Genomic DNA, 24,490 nt, shown 5'->3' on the forward strand with positions numbered 1-24,490 from the left:
AAGTGCATGACGCAAGTCACGGTGAAACAACTGGCCGATGAGGTCAAAACACCGGTAGAGCGCCTGTTGCAGCAGATGCGTGAGGCAGGTCTGCCGCACACCGCCGCCGAAGAAAGTGTGACTGACAGTGAGAAGCAATCGTTGCTGACTCACTTGAAAAGCAGCCACAAGGCGAAAGTGGAAGAACCACGCAAGATTACGCTGCAGCGTAAAACCACCAGCACCCTGCGTGTTGCTGGCAGCAAAAGCATCAGCGTTGAAGTACGCAAGAAAAAAGTCTTCGTACAGCGCAGCCCGGAAGAAATCGAAGCCGAGCGCAAGCGTGAACTGGATGAACGTCGCGCAGTAGAAAATGCTGCACGTCAGAAGGCTGAAGAAGAAGCCAAGCGTCGCGCCGAAGAAGAAGCGCGTCGCCAGCCTGCTGCTGCGTCGACCGCTCCAGCCGAACCTGTTGCAGCGCCTGCTGCGGTAGCCGAGCCAGTGCGCGAAAGCGCACCGGTCGTGGCAGCCGCTCCGGCTCCAGCAGCAGACGCTCGCAAGCGCGATGAACAGCGTCGTCCGGACAAACCACGTGCCGATGACAACAATCGTCGCGGTAGCGGCGATGGCGAGCGCAAAAACGCTCCGCATCGTGCTTCGGTCAAGGAAAAGGCGCCTGCTCCACGCGTTGCCCCACGTACTACCGACGAAGAAAGCGATGGCTTCCGTCGTGGTGGTCGCGGCAAGGCCAAGCTGAAGAAGCGCAACGCCCACGGTTTCCAGAGCCCAACCGGCCCTGTCGTGCGCGAAGTGAAGATCGGCGAGACCATCACTGTGGGCGACCTCGCTCAACAGATGTCGGTCAAGGCTGCTGAAATCATCAAGTTCATGTTCAAACTGGGTACTCCAGCGACCATCAACCAGGTACTGGACCAGGAAACTGCCCAGTTGGTTGCTGAAGAACTGGGCCACAAAGTGACCCTGGTCAGCGACACCGCCCTGGAAGATTCCCTGGCCGAGTCCCTGAAGTTTGAAGGCGAGGCCGTTTCCCGTGCACCAGTCGTGACCGTAATGGGCCACGTTGACCACGGTAAGACTTCCCTGCTCGACTACATCCGTCGTGCCAAGGTTGCTGCTGGCGAAGCCGGTGGCATCACCCAGCACATCGGTGCGTACCACGTTGAAACCGACCGTGGCATGGTGACGTTCCTCGACACCCCTGGTCACGCTGCGTTTACCGCAATGCGTGCCCGTGGTGCCAAGGCGACCGACATCGTGATCCTGGTGGTTGCAGCGGACGACGGCGTAATGCCGCAGACCATTGAAGCTGTCCAGCACGCAGTAGCGGCCGGTGTTCCACTGGTTGTTGCAGTGAACAAGATCGACAAGCCGGGCGCTGATCTCGATCGCATCCGTAGCGAACTGTCGGTACACGGTGTGACCTCGGAAGAGTGGGGTGGCGACACTCCATTCGTACCGGTTTCGGCGAAGATGGGTACCGGCGTCGACGAACTGCTCGAAGCCGTACTGCTGCAAGCCGAAGTCCTGGAACTGACTGCAACGCCATCGGCTCCTGGCCGTGGTGTGGTGGTTGAGTCCCGTCTGGACAAGGGCCGTGGCCCGGTGGCTACCGTTCTGGTTCAAGACGGTACCCTGCGCCAGGGCGACATGGTCCTGGTCGGTTCGAACTATGGCCGTGTACGTGCCATGCTCGACGAGAACGGCAAGCCAATCAAGGAAGCCGGTCCGGCCATCCCTGTCGAGATCCTCGGCCTGGACGGTACCCCGGACGCTGGCGACGAGATGAGCGTGGTTGCCGACGAGAAGAAAGCCCGTGAAGTGGCTCTGTTCCGTCAAGGCAAGTTCCGCGAAGTCAAACTGGCTCGTGCTCACGCCGGCAAGCTGGAAAACATCTTCGAAAACATGGGCCAGGAAGAGAAGAAGACGCTTAACATCGTCCTCAAATCCGACGTTCGTGGTTCGTTGGAAGCGTTGAACGGTGCCTTGAACGGCCTGGGTAACGACGAAGTGCAAGTGCGTGTAGTGGGTGGCGGTGTCGGTGGTATCACCGAGTCCGACGCCAACCTGGCACTGGCCTCCAACGCTGTACTGTTCGGCTTCAACGTGCGTGCCGATGCCGGCGCGCGCAAGATCGTCGAGCAGGAAGGTCTGGATATGCGTTACTACAACGTGATCTACGACATCATCGAAGACGTCAAGAAAGCCCTGACCGGTATGCTCGGCAGCGATGTTCGCGAGAACATCCTGGGTATCGCCGAAGTGCGTGACGTGTTCCGTTCGCCGAAGTTTGGCGCGATCGCCGGTTGCATGGTTGTCGAAGGTGTCGTTCACCGTAACCGTCCGATCCGTGTACTGCGTGAAGACATCGTTATCTTCGAAGGCGAGCTGGAATCCCTGCGCCGCTTCAAGGATGACGCTTCCGAAGTACGTGCCGGCATGGAATGCGGTATCGGCGTGAAGAGCTACAACGACGTTAAAGTCGGTGACAAGATCGAAGTCTTCGAGAAGGTGCAGGTTGCTCGCAGCCTCTAATTCGCGCACTTCAAGAGCCGTGACGGCTAGCCGCATGCAAGTGCGCAACTCGTCACCAGGACTCTAAACGCAACGCCCGGTCTGGCTTTTGTCAGGCCGGGCGTTTGCCGCTTTCAGACCTTGCGGGTTTCACCGTGGGGCAGTAACAGGTAACAAGACATGGCAAAAGAATATAGCCGTACCCAACGTATCGGCGATCAGATGCAGCGCGAGCTGGCACAACTGATCCGTCGTGAAGTCAAAGACCCGCGCGTCGGCCTGGTCACCATTACCGCTGTGGAAGTCAGCCGTGACGTCGGTCACGCGAAGATCTTCATCACCGTGATGGGGCAGGACAGCGCCGAAGAAATTGCACAAAGCATCAAGGTGCTCAACTCTGCCGCCGGTTTCCTGCGCATGCAGCTGGCTCGCGAGATGAAGTTGCGCAGCGTTCCACAGCTGCACTTCCACTACGACGAAAGCGTCGTGCGTGGTGCGCATCTGTCGGCATTGATCGAGCGCGCAGTGGCTGAAGACAATCAGCATCCGGTTGCGGCAGAAGCCGAAGACACCAAGGAGTAATCGGTGGCTCAGGTCAAACGTATCCGTCGTAACGTCAGCGGCATTATCCTTCTCGACAAGCCGCTGGGGTTCACCTCCAACGCGGCCTTGCAGAAGGTTCGCTGGTTGCTGAACGCCGAGAAGGCCGGTCATACCGGCAGTCTCGACCCGCTGGCCTCCGGCGTGTTGCCGCTGTGCTTCGGCGAGGCCACCAAGTTCTCGCAATACCTGCTCGATTCCGACAAGGGTTATGAAACCCTGGCGCAACTGGGCAAGACCACCACCACGGCGGACGCCGAAGGTGAAGTTTTGCAGGAGCGTCCGGTGACCGTTGGTCGCACCGATATCGAAGCTGTGCTGCCGAAATTTCGTGGGCAAATCAGTCAGATACCGCCGATGTACTCGGCGCTCAAGCGCGATGGCCAGCCGCTGTACAAGCTGGCGCGTGCAGGCGAAGTAGTGGAGCGCGAACCGCGTTCTGTTACTATTACGCGCTTGGAATTGCTGGCCTTCGAAGGCGATACTGCGCGGCTGTCGGTGGATTGCACTAAAGGCACCTATATCCGTACCCTGGTGGAGGATATCGGTGAGCAACTCGGTTGTGGCGCTTACGTTGCAGAACTGCGACGTACCCAGGCCGGGCCATTCACCCTGGCGCAGACGGTAACCCTGGAAGAGCTGGAAGCGGTACATGCCGAAGGCGGCAACGAAGCGGTCGATCGCTTCCTGATGCCATCGGACAGCGGCCTGCTGGATTGGCCACTGTTGCAGTTCTCCGAAGCGAGCGCGTTCTACTGGCTCAACGGCCAGCCGGTACGTGCCCCGGATGCTCCGAAGTTCGGCATGGTGCGGGTACAGGATCACAATGGTCGCTTCATCGGTATCGGTGAAGTGAGCGAAGACGGGCGCATCGCGCCGCGTCGTTTGATTCGGTCAGAATGACCGGAACCGGCCTGTGTAACAGCAGGTCGGCGAGTGTGGCTGTTAACAGGCACGGTCACGACTCATTTATAGATACAGGGATTTGTCCCTGGCCTGTTGAAACTGTTTTTCTGAAACAGTTTCCTGATAAAAGGATTGCCTCATGGCTCTCGACGTTCAAGAAAAAGCTCAAATCGTTGCTGACTACCAGCAAGCCGTTGGTGACACTGGTTCGCCAGAAGTGCAAGTTGCACTGCTGACCCACAACATCAACAAGCTGCAAGGTCACTTCAAGGCCAACGGTAAAGATCACCACTCCCGTCGTGGTCTGATCCGCATGGTAAACCAGCGTCGTAAGCTGCTGGACTACCTGAAAGGCAAGGACGTGAGCCGTTACAGCGCTCTGATCGCTCGCCTGGGTCTGCGTCGCTAATAAGCGATTGCGCTAGAGGTTGGTTGTCTGTCGTGCATCAGCGGGTTTCCCGCTGGTGCATGGCAGGCTCCCAGCCTCAAGTTTTATCTGGATACCTGCTTTACCTGAGTAGCACCTGGACAATTGTGTCGGGCCGATTCCCGGCGTTGCCCAAGAATTTCGCAAGAAACCAGTTCCCCAAGAGCCACAAAGAAGGTAGGACACCGTGAACCCGGTAATCAAAAAATTCCAGTTCGGTCAGTCGACCGTTACCCTCGAGACTGGCCGTATCGCCCGTCAGGCCTCCGGCGCAGTATTGGTCACCGTTGACGACGACGTCAGCGTATTGGTGACCGTAGTCGGTGCCAAGCAAGCCGATCCAGGCAAGGGCTTCTTCCCTCTGTCTGTTCACTACCAGGAAAAGACTTACGCTGCCGGCAAGATCCCTGGTGGTTTCTTCAAGCGTGAAGGCCGTCCTTCCGAGAAAGAAACCCTGACTTCCCGACTGATCGACCGTCCGATCCGTCCGCTGTTCCCTGAAGGTTTCATGAACGAAGTGCAGGTTGTCTGCACCGTCGTTTCCACCAGCAAGAAGACCGATCCGGACATCGCTGCGATGATCGGTACCTCGGCTGCGCTGGCCATCTCCGGCATTCCTTTCGATGGCCCGATCGGTGCCGCTCGCGTTGCTTTCCACGAAAGCACCGGCTACCTGCTGAACCCGACTTACGAGCAGCAAGCTGCTTCGAGCCTGGACATGGTCGTTGCCGGTACTTCGGACGCCGTGCTGATGGTTGAATCGGAAGCCAAAGAGCTGACCGAAGACCAGATGCTGGGCGCGGTACTGTTTGCTCACGACGAGTTCCAGGTTGTGATCAACGCCGTTAAAGAACTGGCCGCTGAAGCTGCCAAGCCAACCTGGACCTGGGCTCCTGCGCCAGAAGCCACCGAACTGCTGGGCGCTATCCGTGCCGAGTTCGGCGAAGCGATCTCCCAGGCCTACACCATCACCGTCAAGGCCGACCGTTACGCTCGCCTGGGCGAGTTGAAGGATCAGGTCGTTGCCAAGCTGTCCGGTGAAGAAGGCCAGCCTTCCTCCAGCGAAGTCAAAGCAGCTTTCGGCGAAATCGAATACCGCACCGTTCGCGAAAACATCGTTAACGGCAAGCCACGTATCGACGGCCGCGACACCAAGACCGTACGTCCGTTGAACATCGAAGTCGGCGTTCTGCCAAAGACCCACGGTTCGGCTCTGTTCACCCGTGGTGAAACCCAGGCTCTGGTAGTCGCGACACTGGGCACCGCCCGTGACGCACAACTGCTGGACACCCTGGAAGGCGAGAAAAAAGACCCGTTCATGCTGCACTACAACTTCCCTCCGTTCTCGGTGGGCGAGTGTGGTCGCATGGGTGGTGCTGGTCGTCGTGAAATCGGTCACGGCCGTCTGGCCCGTCGTTCGGTTTCGGCCATGCTGCCTGCCGCCGACGTGTTCCCGTACACCATCCGCGTGGTTTCGGAAATCACCGAATCCAACGGTTCGAGCTCCATGGCTTCCGTTTGCGGCGCTTCCCTGGCCCTGATGGACGCTGGTGTGCCGATGAAGGCGCCGGTTGCCGGTATCGCCATGGGTCTGGTTAAAGAAGGCGAGAAATTCGCCGTCCTGACCGACATCCTGGGTGACGAAGACCACCTGGGCGACATGGACTTCAAGGTAGCCGGTACCGCCAAGGGCGTCACCGCGCTGCAGATGGACATCAAGATCAAGGGCATCACCGAAGAGATCATGGAAATCGCTCTGGGCCAAGCCCTGGAAGCGCGCCTGAACATCCTCGGCCAGATGAACCAGATCATCGGCCAGTCGCGTACCGAACTGTCGGCCAACGCTCCGACCATGATCGCGATGAAAATCGACACCGACAAAATCCGTGATGTCATCGGTAAAGGCGGCGCGACCATTCGTGCGATCTGTGAAGAAACCAAGGCTTCGATCGACATCGAAGACGACGGTTCGATCAAGATCTTCGGCGAAACCAAGGAAGCTGCTGAAGCTGCTCGTCAGCGCGTTCTGGGCATCACCGCTGAAGCCGAGATCGGCAAGATCTACGTCGGCAAGGTTGAGCGCATCGTCGACTTCGGCGCATTCGTCAACATCCTGCCGGGCAAGGACGGTCTGGTTCACATCTCCATGCTGAGCGACGCTCGCGTAGAGAAAGTGACCGACATCCTGAAAGAAGGCCAGGAAGTGGAAGTGCTGGTACTGGACGTGGACAACCGCGGCCGTATCAAGCTGTCCATCAAAGACGTGGCAGCAGCCAAGGCTTCGGGCGTTTAATCACGCCTCACGCCTGACCGCTTCAGCGTTGTAAAAAATGCCCTGCAGTGAAAGCTGTGGGGCATTTTTTTGTCTGCAGGAAATTGAGACGTTCCGGAAGTTGCCTGCCCCTGAAGTCAGTGCTAGGTTTAGCCCACCGCCCGTGTAGCTCAGCCGGTAGAGCAGCGCACTCGTAACGCGAAGGTCGCAGGTTCGATTCCTGTCTCGGGCACCAGCAAGACTTGTTTTCAGATGATCCCGAATGGTTCTGAAGGCCAGATAAACCGTGCTTCATACGGTTTTTTTGCGTCAGAGAGATCCTTGATGATCCAGATCCATCTTCCATTCCCCAGATCAACGAGAACGCCATGACCGTAAAAGAATTGAGCCAGCAAGCCAGACACGAAGAAGCCCTCAAGAAGTACGCGCTGGACGCGTCCGGATTGATGGACGAGATCAAGGACTTGAGTCCGGATGATCAGAAGGACCAGATTCAATGGGCCTTCGAGGATGAAGCCGAAGCCCAGGGCTTGCAGCCGTGGGAGTTGACCCTCAAGTACACGAGCACTCCAGAAGAGTACGAGGCCAAGCGCCTGGAGCTGCACCGGGAGGCCGCCGAGGTGTTGGGCGTCGAGTGGGAAGAGTACTGCGAGATGAACAATCTGGTGGTTTGACCCGAACTGTAGGAGCGAGCCTGCTCGCGATGGTCGTTAACGATTACGCGGGTTTATTGGTTAAACGTGGCGCTCTCGGGTACATCGCGAGCAGGCTCGCTCCTACAATTTGTACGTGTACTCAGATGCTCAAACGCATCGACAGATCGACCGCCTTCACATCCTTGGTCATCGCACCAATCGAAATGTAATCCACCCCGGTCTGTGCGATCGGCAGCAACGTGCTTTCGTTGATCCCGCCGCTGGCCTCCAGCTTGGCCTTGCCGGCGTTCAGGCGCACGGCTTCGCGCATGTCGTCCAGGCTCAGTTCATCGAGCATGATGATGTCGGCACCGGCCGCCAGCGCTTCCTTGAGCTCATCCAGGCTTTCCACTTCAATCTCGACCGGTTTGCCCGGCGCGATCTTGTGCGCGGCCGTGATGGCCTGCGCGATACCGCCGCTGGCCGCGATGTGGTTTTCCTTGATCAGGAAGGCGTCATACAGGCCGATGCGGTGGTTGTGGCAACCACCGCAGGTCACCGCATACTTTTGCGCCAGGCGCAGCCCCGGCAAGGTTTTACGGGTGTCGAGCAGCTTGACCTGAGTCTCGGCCACGAAGTCCGCCAGGTATTGCGCGCGGGTCGCCACGCCCGAGAGCATTTGCAGGAAGTTCAGGGCGCTGCGTTCACCGGTCAACAGTGAGCGCGCCGGGCCTTCGAGGTGGAACAGCACCTGGTTGGGCGTCACCCGCTCACCGTCGGCAACCTGCCAGTGCACCGCCACCCGTGGGTCCAGTTGCCGAAACACGTTATCCACCCAGGCGGTACCGCTGATGACGGCCGCATCGCGGGTAATGATGGTGGCTTTGGCCAGGCGTTCGGCCGGGATCAATTGCGCGGTGATGTCGCCGCTGCCGATGTCTTCACGCAACGCACGGCGCACGTTGGCTTCGATTTCGGCGGTCAGATCGGCGAGACGTAGGTTCGGCATAACGGACTCCACAAACAAAGTGGCTCGATTATAGGGCCATGGCGCGGGCCAACCCAAGGCATCAGCGTGTCCGGTTGGCGCTGGCGCCTGTATTTGATCGGATCCCGGTGTTGTCGGCGCTGATCGCGGATGCCGAGCAAACGCCTGTTTGAGAGCAAGTGCAGAGTTTTCTGGCACAGAGGTGAGCTTTTACCAGATAATTCGCCTTGTATTTGACGTCATCACTTTGACGATTCAAAGCATCACCGTTCCAGGGAGGCCGAATGCACAACGACGGGAATGTAGTGCCTCTGCACAAGGCCACTACCGACCAGGTGGCTCACTCGCCACTCGCCCGACTGCCGGCGATTCTTCTCCAGGTTCGCGACAAGGCTGCGCAACAGTTGCGACATGGCTTGCAGGCGCTGTTCGATAACGCCGATGACACTCTCTTCGAAATGGCTGACCGCGCCCGCTGTGACGTCGAGCAGTACATCTTCTTTCAAGCGATGCGCGATTTGCGCCTCAAGCACAAAAGCATCGAGCGGGTGTTTCTCGAGCATCTTTTCGGTGCCTTCATCCGTCTTGGCCAATACGACCCGGCGCTCGCGGCGTTGCCTCAGGTCCTGGCGGCCGATCCTGCGATGGCGCAAGCCGATGACGAGCGCGAGCGTACGGTCGCGGTGCAAGCGATGGTCAGCCGGGTGCTGGACCGCGACGGTTTCGCCCTGGATCAACTGACGACGCGACTGCGCGCCTTGTTGGGCAAGGAGTCGGGTGACCTGAACAACCCGCTGAGTCCGGCGATGCTCTGCGAGTACTTCTTGCAGTCTGCACGCCAGCTGGGGCTGGCGATCAAGGTCAAGCTGATTATCCTCGAGTTGTTCGAGCGTTATGTCCTCAGCGAGGCCGATCAGCTTTACGCCGAAGCCAATCAACTGCTGCTCGCCACCGGAGTGTTGCCCGACCTTGTATCGGCCCCGGTGCGCCGTACCGCCGACCGGCCTGACATCAGCGTCGCCGACGAATCGGCCGATGAGGGCGGCACCCCGGTCTGCTTGCCGATCGATGACAATGTCCAGGAGGCATTCGCCGCGTTGCAGGCGCTGCTGTTCAACGTACGCGGCAGTCTTTCGTCAACGCTGGCAGTCAGTGCCACGGCACAGCCGATTTCCACGCGCGATCTGTTGCGCTTGCTGTCGCATTTGCAGCAATACGTGCCCGCCCCGGCAGCCGTCGACGATTTCGACCTGCGCAACCAGCTCGAACAGTTACTGACCCGGGTCAGCGTCAAAAGCGGCCGGTCGCGGATTTTCGCGGAGGCCGATGAAGATGTGATCAATCTGGTCGCCATGCTTTTCGAATGCATGCTCGATGATCGCAACCTGCCGGATTCCCTCAAGGCGCTGATCGGCCGATTGCAGATCCCGTTGGTCAAGGTGGCGGTGCTCGACAAGAGTTTCTTCAGTCGCAGCAGTCATCCGGCGCGACGCCTGCTCAACGAAATCGCCAGTGCGGCCATGGGTTGGGGTGCGTGTGACGATCATCAGCGTGACAGCCTGTACGTGCGTATCGATCAGGTCGTGCAGCGTTTGTTGAATGAGTTTGTCGATGATCCGGCGATATTTTCCGAGTTGCTCGCCGACTTTCTCGCGTTTACCCAGGACGAACGCCGTCGCAGCGAACTGCTCGAGCAACGCATTCGCGACGCCGAGGAAGGCCGGGCCAGGACCGGATTGGCCCGCCAGCAGGTCGAGCAGGCGCTGAATCAGGCGTTGCTTGGCAAAGTCCTGCCGCAAGGCGTGGTGACGTTTGTCCAGCAGGCCTGGAGCAAAGTGCTGCTGCTGACGTGCCTCAAGCATGGCGCCCGATCGGCCGAGTGGCATGCCGATGTGCGTACCCTGGAGCAATTGGTCTGGAGCGTTCAGCAGCACCGCGAGCCCGACGCGGCCAGGATGCTGGCCTTGGTCCCGGGTTTGCTCAAGTCGTTGCGCGACGGACTGAACGCGTCGGCGTTCGATCCATTTGCCACCAGCGAGTTTTTCAGCGAGCTGGAAGGCTTGCACCAGCAGGCATTGCAGGGAATCGGAGGCTCACCCGCCAGCGCGTCGACGATGGTCGAGGTGCTGGCACCTGTCGTCCTTCAGATTGCCGACGAAAGCCAGGTGCACAGCGAGCCGGTACGTTTGCTGGCGGACGATGCGAGCTTGCGTCAGGTCGATAAAATGCTTGTGGGCTGCTGGGTCGAATTTCAGGAAGACGCGGAAAACAGCCTTCGCTGCAAGCTGGTTGCCGTCATTGAAAATACCGGCCAATACATCTTCGTCAATCGCACCGGCATGAAAGTGCTCGAGCGCAATCGCCTCGACCTGGCACTGGAGCTGCGCAATGGCGTGGTGCGAGTGCTGGACGACACCCTGCTGTTCGAGCGGGCACTGGAGTCGGTGATCGGCAACCTCAAGGGCCTCAAGCGTGGCAAGTGATCGCGCCTTGGGGGATTATCGCGGCATACTGTGCCAACACAGTCGACGTTGAAGGAATCGGTATGCAGTTGGACTCCGCGAGCGGTTGGATTCAGGGAGTGCATGTCTGCCCCTCACCCAACTTCAATGCGCGCCCCACAGACGAAATTTCCCTGTTGGTGATCCATAACATCAGCCTGCCACCGGCGCAGTTCGCCACCGGCAAGGTGCAGGAATTTTTCCAGAATCGTCTGGATGTCACCGAACATCCCTATTTTGAAGGGATAGCGGACTTGCGGGTGTCCGCGCACTTTCTGATCGAGCGTGACGGCACTGTCACCCAGTTTGTCTCATGCCTTGAGCGTGCGTGGCATGCGGGGGTCTCGAGCTTCGAGGGGCGGGAAACCTGTAACGATTTTTCCGTGGGCATCGAGCTCGAAGGCACGGATGATCAGCCGTTCACCGACGCGCAATATGGCGCGTTGACAGCCCTGACCCGCCAGTTGCAGCAGGCGTTCACGGCGATCACCACAGAGCGTATCTGCGGACACAGTGATATTGCACCCGGGCGCAAAACCGATCCGGGGCCGGCGTTTGACTGGGCACGTTATCGCGCCGCTCTGGCACAAGAGGAAGGGCAATGAGTTTTCTGGTGTTGCTGTTGACGGTGTGGATCGAGAAATTTTCGGCCCTGCGCCATCGGGTTCAGCGTGACAGTGGCTGGACACACGAGCTGAACAAGCTTGAGGCCAGCCCGCGCCTTTCGGGGCGGCCATGGCTGGTGTTGGCGGTCGTTGTCTTGTTGCCGGTGGCGTTGCTGGGATTGCTGCTGGTCGTCATCGAACCGGTGGCCTATGGGTTGCTGGCGTTGCCGATCCATTTGCTGGTGGTGATCTACAGTCTTGGGCGTGGTGACCTGCTGGGCGACCTCGGGCCGTTCCGCGATGCATGGCGGCGGGAAGACCTGCAAGCAGCGGCCCATGTCGCCGAACGCGATCTGGATATCTGCGCAGACAGTGGCGAGCAACTCCTGGAGCGGGTTGAAGGGCATCTATTGTGGGAGGCCTATCAGAGTTTTTTTGCGGTGATTTTCTGGTACTTCCTGTTGGGGCCGGTCGCGGCGCTGAGCTATCGGTTGCTGGCGCTGGCCGAAGAACACGGAAAAAACCCGGCACTGGTCGAGCGCGCCGGGCAGCTGCGTCACGCCTTCGACTGGGTGCCTGTGCGTTTGCTGGCGGCAAGCCTGGCGTTGGTCGGCAACTTTGTCGCGGTCAGCCGGGTCATGCTGCATGAGTTGCTGAACTGGAACATCAGCGCTGCGCAACTGATCGAGAAAGTCGGGTTGGTGGCCGGTGAAATTCCGGCACCTGTGGCCGGCGTGGAAGGTATCAACAACCTGGACCGCATCTGGGCTCTGCTGCTGCGTGCCGCAGTGCTCTGGTATGCCGGGTTTGCGTTGTGGACGGTCCTGCATTAGTTCCTTCAACAGGGCGATCACTTGTCCGGAGTGTTTCGCCCTGGCGTTAACCTTAAGTTACAAAACTTCCTGCCGATTTACGTTATACAGAGATAGCGCCGAATAGTGGCTATCTGCTGTCTGTCTGCGCCTGCCAATAAAAAAAATAAGAAACTGAAGGGAGACATCCAGTGAAGAGCTTGCTCTATCCCGCTGTCGCACTGATGAACCGCCTGAGCTTCGGCATGAAGTTCAGCCTGATCAGCGTACTGTTCCTGGTGCCGATGCTGGTGACCAACTTCTATCTGGTGCGTGACTCCTACCGCGAATTCCAGGCCACGCGCATTGAACTGCAAAGCCTCGACCTGTTGGGCAGCAGCCTGTCGCTGCGCCGCGATCTGGAAACCCTGAACAACCTGGTGCAGATCAATGTCAGCCTCGGCCAGTCCGGCAAGGCCGGCAATGTCGAATCGAAAATCAGCGCCCTTGAGCAGAATATTCTGACTCGCTTGCAAGGGCTTGCGGCGATGACCAGCGACCCGGAGCAAGTCGCGGTGTTCGATGGCAAACGCGATGAAATGATCGCCGCGTTCAAGGCCCAGCAAACGGAAAACTCCCTGCAAAGCAAAAGTGCCCTGATCGGCAAACTGGTGGGCAGTGCGCAGATTTTCAGCCAGCTCATCACCAGCCAGGCCGGCCTCAGTCGCGACAACCAGAGCGACATGCGTCAGTTGAGCGAACTCGTCACCCTCGTCACGCCACGGGTCACCCAGATTCTGGGCGAGGGGCGTGCAATGGGTTCTTATTCGTTGGGGCAGGGGTTCATCAACTCGGCTTCGAGTACCCGTTTCGATGAATTGTTGGCGCAGATTGAAAAGCTCCAGGCCGAATATGGCCTGAAGTTGCAGGATGCCCTGGGGTCCAGCAAAGCCGCGCGCGATACCCTGACCGCCCAGGCCGACAGCAGCCGGGCATCGTTGAAGAAAGCCAGCGAGCTGTTCGAAGAACAAGTGGTCATGGCCGATACCCTCGATGCGCCGTGGCAGGGCTTTTACGATCAGGTCAGCGCCCTGATGGACCAGACTTACCAACTCAACGAGGCGACCCTCAAGTATCTGGGCCCGCAGTTGCAAGAGCGCCTGGACCAGAACCGTACGCACATGGTCTTGCAGGCCGTGGCGTTATCGGTCGTGTTCGTGCTGATCTTTTATCTCTACGGCGCGTTCTATGCCTCGACCCGCACCACGCTCAAGCGCCTGGGGGCGGTGATGGACAAGGTGGCGGCCGGCGACATGACCGTGACTTTCAGCGCTCATAGCCGTGACGAACTGGGCGAATTGGGCGAGGTGTTCAACGGCACCGTGAAGAAAATCCATGACCTGATCGAGCGGGTAGGGCAGACCGTCAGCGAAGTCGAGCGTCAGGCCGGGCAAGTGGAAAACGTCTCCGCGCAAAGCAACCAGGCCGTTGCCGGGCAGCGCACGCAGATAGAGCAGGTGGCCACGGCGATGAACCAGATGTCGGCCACTTCCCAGGAAGTGGCGCGCAGTGCCGCAGCAGCAGTGAGCAGTGCCCACAGTGTCAACGACGAGACCATCAGCGGTCGCGGTCTGGTGGAGTCGCAACAAGGCAGCATTGTCGCGCTGGCCAACGAAATCGATCAGTCGGTGCTGGTGATCAATCAACTGGCCAGCGACAGCCAGTCCATCAGCCGCGTGCTCGAAGTGATCAAGAGCATCGCCGAGCAGACCAACCTGCTGGCGCTCAATGCCGCTATCGAGGCCGCACGCGCCGGTGAGCAGGGCCGTGGTTTCGCCGTGGTCGCCGATGAAGTCCGGACCCTGGCCAAACGCACCCAGCAATCGACCGAAGAGATCGAGCAGATGATCACCAGGCTCCATGGTGGCGTCGGCGCGGCGGTCAAGGCCATGGGCACCAGCCATGAAATGGCCAACGGCACGGTAGGGCAGTCGGAGAAGGTCCAGCGGGCGCTGGAAAACATCCTGGGCGCGGTGGGCATGATCGTCGACCAGAACCAGCAGATTGCCGCCGCGGTGGAGCAGCAAACGGCGGTGGCCCACGACATCGACCAGAACATCGTCGAGATCAACCGCGCCGGCGAGCGTACCGCAGAAGGTGCGCATCAGACCGAAGATGCCAGCCGGGCGTTGTCGGCCCAGGTCGTGGAGTTGAAGCAGTTGATCAGTGCATTCCGGGTTTGAAATTCTTCTCGGGACTCTGTGGGAGCGAGCTTGCTCCCACAGGTTTGGCGTACTGTCGGAAAGCTTCGTAGTACTTTTTCCTTTTTCGGGTAGGAGTCCTCCTGATTCTCGCCGTGCTCTGGATTCTGAAATTCAACCAAGGAAGATTCAGGCGACTTACCGCATCGAGGAAACCCGGTTATGTCTGCAACAGTTGGAGTCCAGGGGCGCTGTGCGCATTGTCAGCGCACGTTGCGGCTTCAACCCTGGCAACTCAATGCCATTGCGATCAATGAAGCGTTTGCCTGTGCCCACTGCCAGAAACAGGTTCAGTTGCGTTGCCCGGCACAGATCAGGCGCTTCAAGTCGCTCGACTCTTTTACACCGTTGCGTGCCAGCCTGCGGGTGATGGTCTGCACCGCACTGCTGGTGGCGTTGGTGATGGAGTGGGTGGGAATGCTCAGTGTCATCGAACAGCTGAATGCTTCGCTGATCGCCGTACTCGTTTACTTCGCAGTGGTCCGTTATTTCCGCCAGCGCCAGCATTTGACGCTGATCCTCGAAGCCGCCAAGGCTCACGTCGACTGATTACCAACCGAACACTTCGCAGCTGTTGGTGGTGCTGGCCGCCGCCAGTTGTTCCGGGCTGATCGCCATCCATTGCGCCAGTGCCGCGCAGATCGCCGGCAAGTGTGCCGGGCTGTTGCGCTGGCCGGGGAACATGGCGGGCGCCATGTCCGGCGAGTCGGTTTCCAGTACCACCGAATCCAGCGGCAGCTCACCGAGTACGCGGTGCATGCGCAGCGCCTGCGGCCAGGTCGGGGCACCGCCAAGGCCGAGCTTGAAACCGAGCTTGATGTATTCGCGGGCCTCTTCCTTGCTGCCGGCGAAGGCGTGGATGATGCCGGCCCGTTTCAGGCGAAACCGCTTGAGTGTGGCAATCACCGCCGCATGGCTGCGCCGCACGTGGATCAACGCCGGAAGACTGAAGTCCGCCGCCAGTTGCAATTGCGCCTCGAACAACGCCTGTTGGCGGTCGCGGTCGAGGGATTCGATGAAGTAATCCAGGCCGATCTCGCCTACCGCACACAACTGCCGATGGCCGGCCAGTCGAGTCAGCCAGTCACCGAGTTCGCTCAGGTGTTGCGGTCGATGATCGTCCAGATACACCGGGTGCAGCCCGAAGGCGGCGTGCAGGTCGGGATCACTCTGCACCAGCTCCCAGACCCGCTGCCAATTGGCCTGATAAACCCCCAGCACGACGATCCGCCGCACCCCCAGGGCACGGCTCTCGGCCAGCAACGCCTGGCGGTCGGCGTCGAAGTCCGGAAAATCCAGGTGGGTGTGGGTGTCGATCAGCTCCACGGCTCAGTCCTGAAGAATACGCTGCTTGAACGTCCGCGGGATGGCCTGCACGCCGGGCCGGTAATCCGACTGCTCGATGGCTGCCAGGGCCAGCTCGAGGGCCTTGTCGGCGATCAACTGATGTTGCTGGGCCATGGCGTTGACCGGCAGCGGCAGGAAGTCCAGCAACTGAGTGTCGCCGAACGTGCCAAGGCGCAGCGGACGGTTTTTCAGCGGGAAGTCGTGCAGCGCATCGAACACCCCCTGAAGCAGCACATAGGAGGTGGTCACCAACGCATCGGGCAAGTGGCCCAGGCGCTGCAGCAACTCTTCCATGAGTTGTTTGCCGCACTCGCGGCTGAAGGATTCGCCTTCTTCGATCAGCACCTCACCCTTGAACCCGGCGAGCGCCTCTTTGAAGCCGGCGCAACGTTCCTGGCTGATGCTCAGTTCCGGGCGGGCGCCGATCAGCGCGATCTGTTTGGGCTGCGGCTCCAAGAGGCTGCGGGTCAGTTGCAGGCTGGCCTCGCGGTCATCACTGATCACCGAACAGAAATGCTCGGGTTCCATGACCCGGTCGATGGCGATGATCGGAATACCCTTGGCCTGCAATTGCAGATAGCTGTCGTCGCCGGCCGGCAGGCAGCTGGCAACGATCAGGGCGTCGCAACGTCGGGCGCGGAACAGTTGCAGCAACTGCCGTTCGCTGTCCGGGGCATCGTCGGAACTGGCGATCAGCAGCTGATAGCCCCGGGCCCGCGCGCCTTGTTCCAGCAATTTGGCGATTCGCGCATAACTGGGGTTTTCCAGATCCGGCAGAATGAAGCCCAATGTACGGGTGTGCCGGCTGCGCAAACCGGCGGCCTGAGGATTGGGCGTGAAGCCATGTTGTTCGACGACCGCGCGCACGCGTTCGACGGTGGCGCTGCTGATGCGCTGTTGTTCGGCCTTGCCATTGATGACATAGCTGGCGGTGGTGACGGACACACCGGCAAGCTGGGCGATATCACTGAGTTTCAACCCGCTGTTTCCTTGTTTTTTCGAGATTGCCTCGACATTTTCGTCAATCCTAACCGATTAAGGCAGGCGACCATTGTCGCAACGCATCCGACAAGTTGAGCTTCAAGGATGGGACATTATCGAGTAACGTGCCATTCATTCTAGATTAAACGTTTCAGCAAGCGTATTTTCTACGTTAAAGGCGCCTTTGGCCGGTTCTGCCGTGAAACCGCCAAAAGTGACGACCATGCGCCTGGCTGACTCATTCAAAACAATACCTGGTGCCCCAAGGCGCCAAAAAGGAGAAAGCATGCTCGAGCTCACTGTAGAGCAGATTTCCATGGGCCAGTCGGCCGTGGACAAATCCGCAGCGCTGCAATTGCTGGCCCGGCATCTGGTCGCCGACGGCCTGGTTGCCGAGGGCTATCTCGCCGGATTGCAGGCGCGGGAGGCCCAGGGCTCGACCTTTCTCGGCCAAGGTATTGCCATCCCCCACGGTACGCCCGAAACCCGCGACCTGGTGTTCACCACCGGTGTGCGCCTGATGCAGTTCCCCGAAGGCGTGGATTGGGGCGACGGCCAGATCGTTTACCTGGCGATCGGCATCGCCGCCAAATCCGATGAGCATCTTCGTCTGTTGCAATTGCTCACCCGCGCGCTCGGCGAGACGGACCTGGGCCAGGCCCTGCGTCGTGCCGGTTCCGCCGAAGCGCTGCTGAAATTGCTGCAAGGCGCGCCGCAGGAGCTGGCGCTGGATGCGCAGATGATCGGCCTGGGTGTGGCGGCCGAAGATTTCGAAGAGCTGGTCTGGCGCGGCGCACGCTTGTTGCGTCAGGCCGACTGTGTGAGCAACGGTTTCTCTGCCGTGCTGCAGCAGGTTGAAGCGCTGCCCCTGGGTGATGGCCTGTGGTGGTTGCACAGCGAGCAAACGGTGAAGCGTCCTGGCCTGGCTTTTGTCACCCCGGACAAACCACTGCGCTATCTCGGCCAGCCACTCAATGGACTGTTCTGCCTGGCCAGCCTCGGTGAGGCCCATCAAGCCCTGCTCGAACGCCTGTGCGCGTTGTTGATCGAAGGGCGTGGCCATGAGTTGGGGCGCGCCACCAGCAGTCGCAAAGTCCTCGAAGTGCTCGGTGGCGAGGTGCCCGCCGACTGGCCCAGCGCGCGCATTGCCTTGGCCAACGCCCACGGGTTGCATGCGCGGCCGGCGAAGATCCTCGCGCAACTGGCGAAGAGCTTCGAAGGTGAAATCCGCGTGCGCATTGTCGATGGTCACGACAGCGCGGTGTCGGTCAAGAGCCTGAGCAAGTTGCTCAGCCTCGGCGCCCGTCGTGGGCAGGTCCTGGAGTTCATCGCCGAACCGGTGATCGCGGCTGATGCGTTGCCGGCCTTGTTGACGGCCATCGAAGAAGGCCTTGGTGAAGATGTCGAGCCGCTGCCGCCGGTCAGCCAGGCACGCGAAGTCGTTGTCGAGATGGCCGAAGTGGTCCTCGCTCCGGTGTCGGGCAGTGTGGTTCAGGCGATTGCAGCCGCGCCGGGGATCGCCATCGGCCCGGCGCATATTCAAGTGCTGCAAACCATCGATTACCCGTTGCGCGGCGAGTCTGCCGGCATCGAGCGTGAGCGTCTCCAGCAAGCCCTGGTGCAGGTACGCCGTGACATCCAGGGGCTGATCGAGCGCAGCAAGAGCAAAGCCATCCGCGAAATCTTCATCACCCACCAGGAGATGCTCGACGACCCGGAGCTGACCGATGAGGTCGATACGCGCCTCAAGCAGGGCGAAAGCGCCGAGGCGGCGTGGATGCTCGTGATAGAAGCGGCGGCCCGGCAGCAGGAAGCGTTGCAGGATGCCTTGCTCGCCGAGCGCGCTGCCGACTTGCGCGACATCGGGCGTCGGGTACTGCTGCAACTCAGTGGCATCGAAACCCCGAGCGAACCGGATCAGCCGTACATTCTGGTGATGGACGAGGTCGGTCCATCCGACGTCGCGCGTCTCGACCCGGCTCGCGTGGCCGGGATTCTCACCGCCCGGGGTGGCGCGACGGCACACAGCGCGATTGTTGCCCGGGCCCTGGGCATCCCGGCCCTGGTCGGTGCCGGCCCCGGCGTGTTGTTGCTGGCGCCGGGTACGCCGCTGCTGCTCGATGGCCAGCGTGGGCGTCTGCACGTGGACGCTGACGCGGCGACCTTGCAGCGCGCCACGGTCGAACGCGATACCCGCGAACAACGCTTGAAGGCCGCGGCCGAGCAGCGCCACCAGCCGGCACTGACGACCGACGGCCATGCCGTCGAAGTGTTTGCCAATATCGGTGAAAGTGCCGGCGTCATCAGTGCGGTGGAGCAGGGCGCCGAAGGCATCGGCCTGTTGCGCACCGAACTGATTTTCATGGCTCACCCGCAAGCGCCCGACGAGGCGACCCAGGAAGCCGAGTACCGCCGCGTCCTCGACGGCCTGGCCGGACGGCCGCTGGTGGTGCGCACCCTCGATGTCGGGGGCGACAAACCACTGCCGTACTGGCCGATCGCGAAGGAAGAGAACCCCTTCCTCGGCGTACGCGGCATTCGCCTGACCTTGCAGCGTCCGCAGATCATGGAAGCGCAATTGCGCGCCTTGCTGCGGGCGGCCGACAACCGCCCGCTGCGGATCATGTTCCCGATGGTGGGCAGCGTCGACGAGTGGCGCCAGGCCCGTGACATGACCGAACGCCTGCGCCAGGAAATCCCCGTTACCGACCTGCAACTGGGGATCATGATCGAAGTACCGTCGGCGGCATTGCTGGCGCCGGTGCTGGCCAAAGAGGTGGACTTTTTCAGCGTCGGCACCAACGACCTGACCCAATACACGCTCGCCATCGACCGTGGCCATCCGACGCTGTCGGCCCAGGCTGACGGCTTGCACCCGGCGGTGCTGCAACTGATCGACATCACCGTGCGCGCGGCCCATGCCCATGGCAAATGGGTCGGTGTGTGCGGCGAGCTGGCGGCGGACCCGCTGGCGGTGCCGGTGCTGGTCGGCCTCGGGGTGGATGAGCTCAGTGTCGGCGCGCGCAGCATTGCCGAGGTCAAGGCGCGAATACGCGAACTGGGCTTCACTCAGACTCAAACCCTTGCCCGCCAGGCCCTGGCCGTGGGCAGCGCCGATGAAGTGCGTGCACTAGTGGAGGCCCTGTAATGGCCCGGATTCTCACCCTGACCCTCAACCCGGCGCTGGACCTGACCGTCCAGTTGCCGCGCCTTGAAGTCGGCCAGGTCAACCGCAGCGATGTCATGCACACCCACGCCGCCGGCAAGGGCGTGAACGTGGCGCAAGTGCTGGCGGACCTCGGGCATCAATTGACCGTCAGTGGTTTTCTTGGCGAAGACAACCTGCAAGCGTTCGAAACGCTGTTCGCCAGGCGCGGTTTTGTCGATGCCTTCATCCGCGTTCCGGGAGAAACCCGCAGCAACATCAAACTGGCCGAAAGCGACGGCCGCATCACCGACATCAACGGGCCGGGACCGCAGGTCAGCGAAGCGGCGCAGCAGGCGTTGATCGATCGACTGGAGCAGATCGCCCCGGGTCACGATGCGGTGGTGGTCGCCGGAAGCTTGCCGTTGGGCGTCAGTGCGCATTGGTTGCAGGCGTTGATCTTGCGCTTGAAGCAACTGGGCCTGAACGTCGCCCTCGACACCAGCGGCGAGGCGTTGCGCGAGGCGCTCAAGGCCGCTCCGTGGCTGATCAAACCCAACACCGAAGAGCTGGCCGAGGTACTGGACTGCGAGGTCGTGTCGGTCACTGCCCAGGCCGAGGCGGCAGAGCGCTTGCACGCCCAGGGCATCGAGCATGTGGTGATTTCCCACGGCGCCGAAGGCGTGAACTGGTTCAGCGTCGGCTCGGCGCTGCATGCCACGCCACCCAGGGTCAGCGTCGCCAGCACGGTGGGCGCGGGTGATTCATTGCTGGCGGGAATGCTCCACGGTTTGCTCAGTGCCGATACGCCGGAGCAGACCTTGCGCACCGCCACGGCGATTGCCGCGATGGCGGTGACCCAGATCGGTTTCGGCATTGGCGATGCGGCGCAATTGGCGCAGCTCGAACAGGGTGTACGCGTGCGTCCCCTGACAGAACAATAAGAGGGTTTGTCATGAAGTTAGCCATCATTACGGCCTGCCCGAACGGCATGGTCACCAGTGTGCTGTGTGCCCGACTGCTCGATGCCGCGGCCCAGCGTCAGGGCTGGAGCACCAGTGTCGAAATCACCGACGCCGCGCACCCTGAAAAGCAACTGTCGGCGGCCACCCTCGACGCGGCCGAGTGGGTGCTGCTGGTGACCAGCGCACCGGTGGACATGTCGCGGTTTGTTGGCAAGCGGGTGTTCCAGAGCACCCCGGCCCAGGCCCTGCAAGACGTCGAAGCCGTACTGCGGCGTGGTGCGCAGGACGCTCAGGTTTACGCTGCTGTAGAAGCCGTCTTAGAACCCGTGGCGATTGCCCAGAACTCGCCGCGACTGGTGGCCGTCACCGCCTGCCCGACCGGCGTGGCGCACACGTTCATGGCCGCCGAAGCCTTGCAGCAAGCGGCCAAGCGCCTGGGCTATGACCTGCAGGTGGAAACCCAGGGCTCGGTCGGCGCGCGCAATCCATTGAGCGCACAAGCGATTGCCGAGGCCGATGTGGTGCTGCTGGCGGCCGATATCGAAGTCGCCACCGAGCGTTTCGCCGGCAAGAAAATCTATCGCTGTGGCACCGGCATCGCCCTCAAGCAAGCCGAAGTGACCCTGCAAAAGGCCTTGGCCGAAGGCCGGCAGGAAAGCACATCGAGCGCTGCCAATGCAGCGGTCAAACAAGAGAAAACCGGCGTCTATAAACACCTGCTGACCGGTGTGTCGTTCATGTTGCCGATGGTGGTTGCCGGCGGCTTGATGATCGCCCTGTCGTTCGTGTTCGGCATCACTGCATTCAAGGAAGAAGGCACGCTGGCGGCGGCGTTGATGCAGATCGGTGGCGACACCGCGTTCAAGTTGATGGTGCCGCTGCTGGCAGGCTATATCGCCTACTCGATTGCCGACCGCCCGGGCCTCGCGCCGGGGATGATCGGCGGACTGCTGGCGAGCACCCTGGGCGCCGGTTTCATCGGCGGGATCATTGCCGGTTTTCTTGCCGGGTATGCGGCCAGGGCGATCAATAAATATGCGCGTCTGCCGCAGAGTCTCGAGGCGCTCAAACCCATCCTGATCATTCCGTTGCTGGCCAGTCTGTTCACCGGTCTGGTGATGATCTACGTGGTCGGCAAACCGGTGGCCGGGATGCTCGCCGGTCTCACGCATTTTCTCGACAGCATGGGCACCACCAACGCGATCCTGCTGGGTGTGCTGTTGGGCGGGATGATGTGCGTCGACCTCGGCGGGCCGATCAACAAGGCGGCCTATGCGTTCTCGGTGGGCCTGCTGGCATCGCAGAGTTATGCGCCGATGGCGGCGACCATGGCCGCTGGTATGGTGCCGCCAATTGGCCTGGGCATCGCCACGTTCATCGCCCGACGCAAGTTTGCCCAGACCGAGCGCGAAGCCGGCAAGGCAGCGCTGGTGCTGGGGCTATGCTTCATCTCCGAAGGGGCGATTCCGTTTGCCGCGAAAGACCCGTTGCGGGTGATTCCGGCGAGCATCGCCGGCGGTGCGCTGACCGGTGCGCTGTCGATGTATTTCGGCTGCAAACTGATGGCGCCCCACGGTGGGTTGTTCGTGCTGGCGATTCCGAATGCGATCAATCATGCGCTGTTGTATCTGCTGGCGATTGTCGCGGGGAGTCTGTTGACGGCGGTGGTGTATGCGCTGGTCAAGCGGCCGGAGGCAGTTGAATTAGCGTTGGAGCCGGTCAAGGCCTGACACAAAAAACTGTAGGAGCGAGCCTGCTCGCGAAGGTCGTCAACGATAACGCGCGCATCCTGAATGAACGTGATGTCCTTGAGTTCTTCGCGAGCAGGCTCGCTCCTACAGGGGATCGATGGTGTTGGCGAGATTCGTGTCATGCCAGGGTCATGGGGCCATGCTTTGGTTTTTCCACTCCAGGGAGAACGCCATGAGCGATTTCAACCCCGGGCGCCGTCGTGTCGTTCAAGCGGTCGGCGCCGGATTGTTGCTGCCAGGGCTGGCGCCGGCGGTGATCGCTTCGCTCAAGGATCGGCCGCAACTGACCGACGGTGTGCAGTCCGGCGACCTGCTGGGCGATCGGGCGATCATCTGGAGCCGCTGCGACCGCCCTGCGCGGATGGTGGTGGAGTGGGACACCCGCAACCTGTTTCCCAACCCTCGGCGATTCGTCTCGCCCCTGGTCGATGCGCGCACTGATTTCACCGCCCGGATCGAACTCACCGGGCTGCCCGCCGACCAGGCGATTTTCTATCGTGTGCAGTTTGAAGACGCCCTGAGCGGCGTTGCCAGTGAGCCCTGGTTCGGTCACTTGCGCAGCGTGCCGCAAACCCTGCGCGACATCCGTTTCGTGTGGAGCGGCGACACGGCCGGCCAGGGCTTCGGGATCAACCCGGACATTGGCGGCATGCGCATCTACGAGGCGATGCGCCGGCGTCTGCCGGACTTTTTTATCCACAGCGGCGACACCATTTACGCCGACAACCCGATCCCGGCGCAGCTCAATGCGGAAGGCGGGCGGGTGTGGCGCAACATCACCACCGAGGCCAAGAGCAAAGTCGCCGAGACCCTCGATGAGTACCGCGGTAATTACCGCTACAACCTGATGGACGAGAACATCCGGCGCTTCAATGCCGAGGTCCCGCAGATCTGGCAGTGGGACGACCACGAGGTGCTGAACAACTGGTCGCCCGGCAAGCAGCCGGATGCGCGCTACCAGAGCAAAGATATCCACAGCCTGGTGGACCGCGCCCGCCAGGCCTGGCTCGAGTACGCGCCGATGCGCCTGCAGCGTGCCGATGGCGGCGGGCGGATCTATCGCAAGCTCGGTTACGGACCGCTGCTGGATGTGTTCGTGCTGGACATGCGCAGTTATCGCGGGGCCAACGACGACAATCTGGGCGAGGCCAGGCCGTTTCTCGGGCGTGAGCAACTGGACTGGCTCAAGCGCGAAATGCAGGCCTCGAACGCGCAATGGAAAGTGATCGCCGCCGACATGTCCATTGGCCTTGGCGCACCTGACGGTGAAGTCAGCCCCGGTGTCACGCGGTGGGAAGCGGTGGCCAACGGTGATCCCGGCCCGGCCCAGGGGCGCGAGCTGGAAATTGCCGAATTGCTCGGCTTCCTGCGGGCCCGGCAGGTGCGTAATTTCCTGTTCCTGACCGCGGAAGTGCATTACTGCGCCGCGCATCATTACCACCCGGATCGGGCGTCGTTCCAGGACTTTGAACCGTTCTGGGAGTTCATTGCCGGGCCGTTGAATGCGGGCAGTTTCGGGCCAGACTTGTTGGATAAAACCTTTGGCCCAGAAGTGATATTCGAGAAGGCATCCCCAACGCAGAACGCCTCGCCGTTTGCCGGGTTTCAGTTTTTTGGCGAGGTGAACATCGAAGGGCAGAGCGGGGAATTGAGCGTGGTGTTGCGGGATCTGGATGGGGTGTCTGTATTCGAGCAGAAGTTGCAGCCGGTTTGACTCACACCCGAGCCCCTGTGGGAGCGAGCCTGCTCCGGGCGGCGTTCCGACGATGAACCTGAGGATAACGCGCTCATCCTGTATGAACGC

Annotated in this window: 19 protein-coding genes and 1 tRNA gene; 16 read left to right on the forward strand and 4 right to left on the reverse strand. The window is 60.9% G+C overall.

Features of this window, described 5'->3' with window-relative positions:
- Positions 1 to 6 precede the first annotated feature (6 nt).
- The 7 genes from infB (at position 7) to AB4O16_RS20415 (ending at position 7,390) form a co-directional block, all read left to right on the forward strand.
- Positions 7 to 2,532 carry a translation initiation factor IF-2 gene (gene infB, locus AB4O16_RS20385; protein ID WP_160389470.1) on the forward strand — a complete coding sequence of 842 codons (2,526 nt, stop codon included), beginning with the start codon at positions 7 to 9 and terminating at the stop codon, positions 2,530 to 2,532.
- Between the two features lie 159 nt (positions 2,533 to 2,691).
- Entirely contained in the window at positions 2,692 to 3,093 is a 402-nt protein-coding gene (gene rbfA / locus AB4O16_RS20390) for a 30S ribosome-binding factor RbfA (RefSeq protein WP_007973108.1), read from the forward strand.
- A gap of 3 nt (positions 3,094 to 3,096) precedes the next feature.
- Positions 3,097 to 4,014 carry a tRNA pseudouridine(55) synthase TruB gene (gene truB / locus AB4O16_RS20395; protein ID WP_160389469.1) on the forward strand — a complete coding sequence of 306 codons (918 nt, stop codon included), beginning with the start codon at positions 3,097 to 3,099 and terminating at the stop codon, positions 4,012 to 4,014.
- 142 nt (positions 4,015 to 4,156) lie between these two features.
- Positions 4,157 to 4,426, forward strand: coding sequence for a 30S ribosomal protein S15 (gene rpsO / locus AB4O16_RS20400; RefSeq protein ID WP_003197723.1), 270 nt, complete (start codon positions 4,157 to 4,159; stop codon positions 4,424 to 4,426).
- Between the two features lie 205 nt (positions 4,427 to 4,631).
- A complete protein-coding gene (pnp, locus tag AB4O16_RS20405; RefSeq protein WP_007915263.1) occupies positions 4,632 to 6,737 on the forward strand; it encodes a polyribonucleotide nucleotidyltransferase in 2,106 nt (701 codons plus the stop codon).
- Between the two features lie 138 nt (positions 6,738 to 6,875).
- A tRNA-Thr gene (locus tag AB4O16_RS20410) sits at positions 6,876 to 6,951 on the forward strand.
- Between the two features lie 133 nt (positions 6,952 to 7,084).
- A complete protein-coding gene (locus tag AB4O16_RS20415) occupies positions 7,085 to 7,390 on the forward strand; it encodes a DUF6388 family protein (protein ID WP_160389468.1) in 306 nt (101 codons plus the stop codon).
- Positions 7,391 to 7,511: 121 nt separating this feature from the next.
- Here the strand turns inward: AB4O16_RS20415 and nadC are convergent, their stop codons facing one another.
- Complete coding sequence (nadC, locus tag AB4O16_RS20420) at positions 7,512 to 8,360, reverse strand: carboxylating nicotinate-nucleotide diphosphorylase (protein ID WP_160390281.1); 849 nt, start codon at positions 8,358 to 8,360, stop codon at positions 7,512 to 7,514.
- Positions 8,361 to 8,623: 263 nt separating this feature from the next.
- Here nadC and AB4O16_RS20425 point away from each other — a divergent pair, with 263 nt between their 5' ends.
- The 5 genes from AB4O16_RS20425 (at position 8,624) to AB4O16_RS20445 (ending at position 15,046) form a co-directional block, all read left to right on the forward strand.
- Positions 8,624 to 10,822, forward strand: coding sequence for a DUF1631 domain-containing protein (locus AB4O16_RS20425; RefSeq protein WP_460155667.1), 2,199 nt, complete (start codon positions 8,624 to 8,626; stop codon positions 10,820 to 10,822).
- A gap of 62 nt (positions 10,823 to 10,884) precedes the next feature.
- Positions 10,885 to 11,445 carry a 1,6-anhydro-N-acetylmuramyl-L-alanine amidase AmpD gene (ampD, locus tag AB4O16_RS20430; protein ID WP_160390279.1) on the forward strand — a complete coding sequence of 187 codons (561 nt, stop codon included), beginning with the start codon at positions 10,885 to 10,887 and terminating at the stop codon, positions 11,443 to 11,445.
- Positions 11,442 to 12,278 carry a regulatory signaling modulator protein AmpE gene (gene ampE, locus AB4O16_RS20435; RefSeq protein WP_460155668.1) on the forward strand — a complete coding sequence of 279 codons (837 nt, stop codon included), beginning with the start codon at positions 11,442 to 11,444 and terminating at the stop codon, positions 12,276 to 12,278. The genes ampD and ampE overlap by 4 nt, the downstream gene beginning before the upstream one ends.
- Before the next feature lie 1,496 nt (positions 12,279 to 13,774).
- Positions 13,775 to 14,479 (forward strand): methyl-accepting chemotaxis protein, encoded by a 705-nt coding sequence (locus AB4O16_RS20440; protein WP_460158079.1) that lies wholly within the window; start codon positions 13,775 to 13,777, stop codon positions 14,477 to 14,479.
- A 180-nt stretch (positions 14,480 to 14,659) separates the two neighbouring features.
- Entirely contained in the window at positions 14,660 to 15,046 is a 387-nt protein-coding gene (locus AB4O16_RS20445; RefSeq protein WP_460155669.1) for a hypothetical protein, read from the forward strand.
- On the opposite strand, the gene AB4O16_RS20450 is transcribed toward AB4O16_RS20445, so the two are convergent.
- The 3 genes from AB4O16_RS20450 to AB4O16_RS20460 form a co-directional block, all read right to left on the reverse strand.
- Positions 15,047 to 15,823: a TatD family hydrolase gene (locus AB4O16_RS20450; RefSeq protein WP_160390275.1), complete on the reverse strand. Its 777-nt coding sequence runs from the start codon at positions 15,821 to 15,823 to the stop codon at positions 15,047 to 15,049. It abuts the gene before it with no gap.
- A 3-nt stretch (positions 15,824 to 15,826) separates the two neighbouring features.
- Entirely contained in the window at positions 15,827 to 16,822 is a 996-nt protein-coding gene (gene cra, locus AB4O16_RS20455) for a catabolite repressor/activator (RefSeq protein ID WP_160390274.1), read from the reverse strand.
- A gap of 135 nt (positions 16,823 to 16,957) precedes the next feature.
- Positions 16,958 to 17,113 (reverse strand): hypothetical protein, encoded by a 156-nt coding sequence (locus tag AB4O16_RS20460; protein ID WP_160390273.1) that lies wholly within the window; start codon positions 17,111 to 17,113, stop codon positions 16,958 to 16,960.
- On the opposite strand from AB4O16_RS20460, the gene ptsP reads away from it, so the two are divergent.
- From ptsP to AB4O16_RS20480, 4 genes are all read left to right on the forward strand, one after another.
- Positions 17,112 to 19,973 carry a phosphoenolpyruvate--protein phosphotransferase gene (gene ptsP / locus AB4O16_RS20465; protein WP_460155670.1) on the forward strand — a complete coding sequence of 954 codons (2,862 nt, stop codon included), beginning with the start codon at positions 17,112 to 17,114 and terminating at the stop codon, positions 19,971 to 19,973. The genes AB4O16_RS20460 and ptsP overlap by 2 nt on opposite strands.
- On the forward strand, positions 19,973 to 20,914 hold the full coding sequence (gene pfkB, locus AB4O16_RS20470) for a 1-phosphofructokinase (RefSeq protein ID WP_160390271.1): 942 nt from the start codon (positions 19,973 to 19,975) through the stop codon (positions 20,912 to 20,914). The genes ptsP and pfkB overlap by 1 nt, the downstream gene beginning before the upstream one ends.
- Before the next feature lie 11 nt (positions 20,915 to 20,925).
- Positions 20,926 to 22,665, forward strand: a complete 1,740-nt coding sequence (locus AB4O16_RS20475) for a PTS fructose-like transporter subunit IIB (RefSeq protein WP_460155671.1) — start codon at positions 20,926 to 20,928, stop codon at positions 22,663 to 22,665.
- Between the two features lie 193 nt (positions 22,666 to 22,858).
- Complete coding sequence (locus tag AB4O16_RS20480; protein WP_460155672.1) at positions 22,859 to 24,400, forward strand: alkaline phosphatase D family protein; 1,542 nt, start codon at positions 22,859 to 22,861, stop codon at positions 24,398 to 24,400.
- Positions 24,401 to 24,490: the final 90 nt, after the last annotated feature.

The sequence above is a fragment of the Pseudomonas sp. S2_H10 genome, assembly GCF_054668285.1.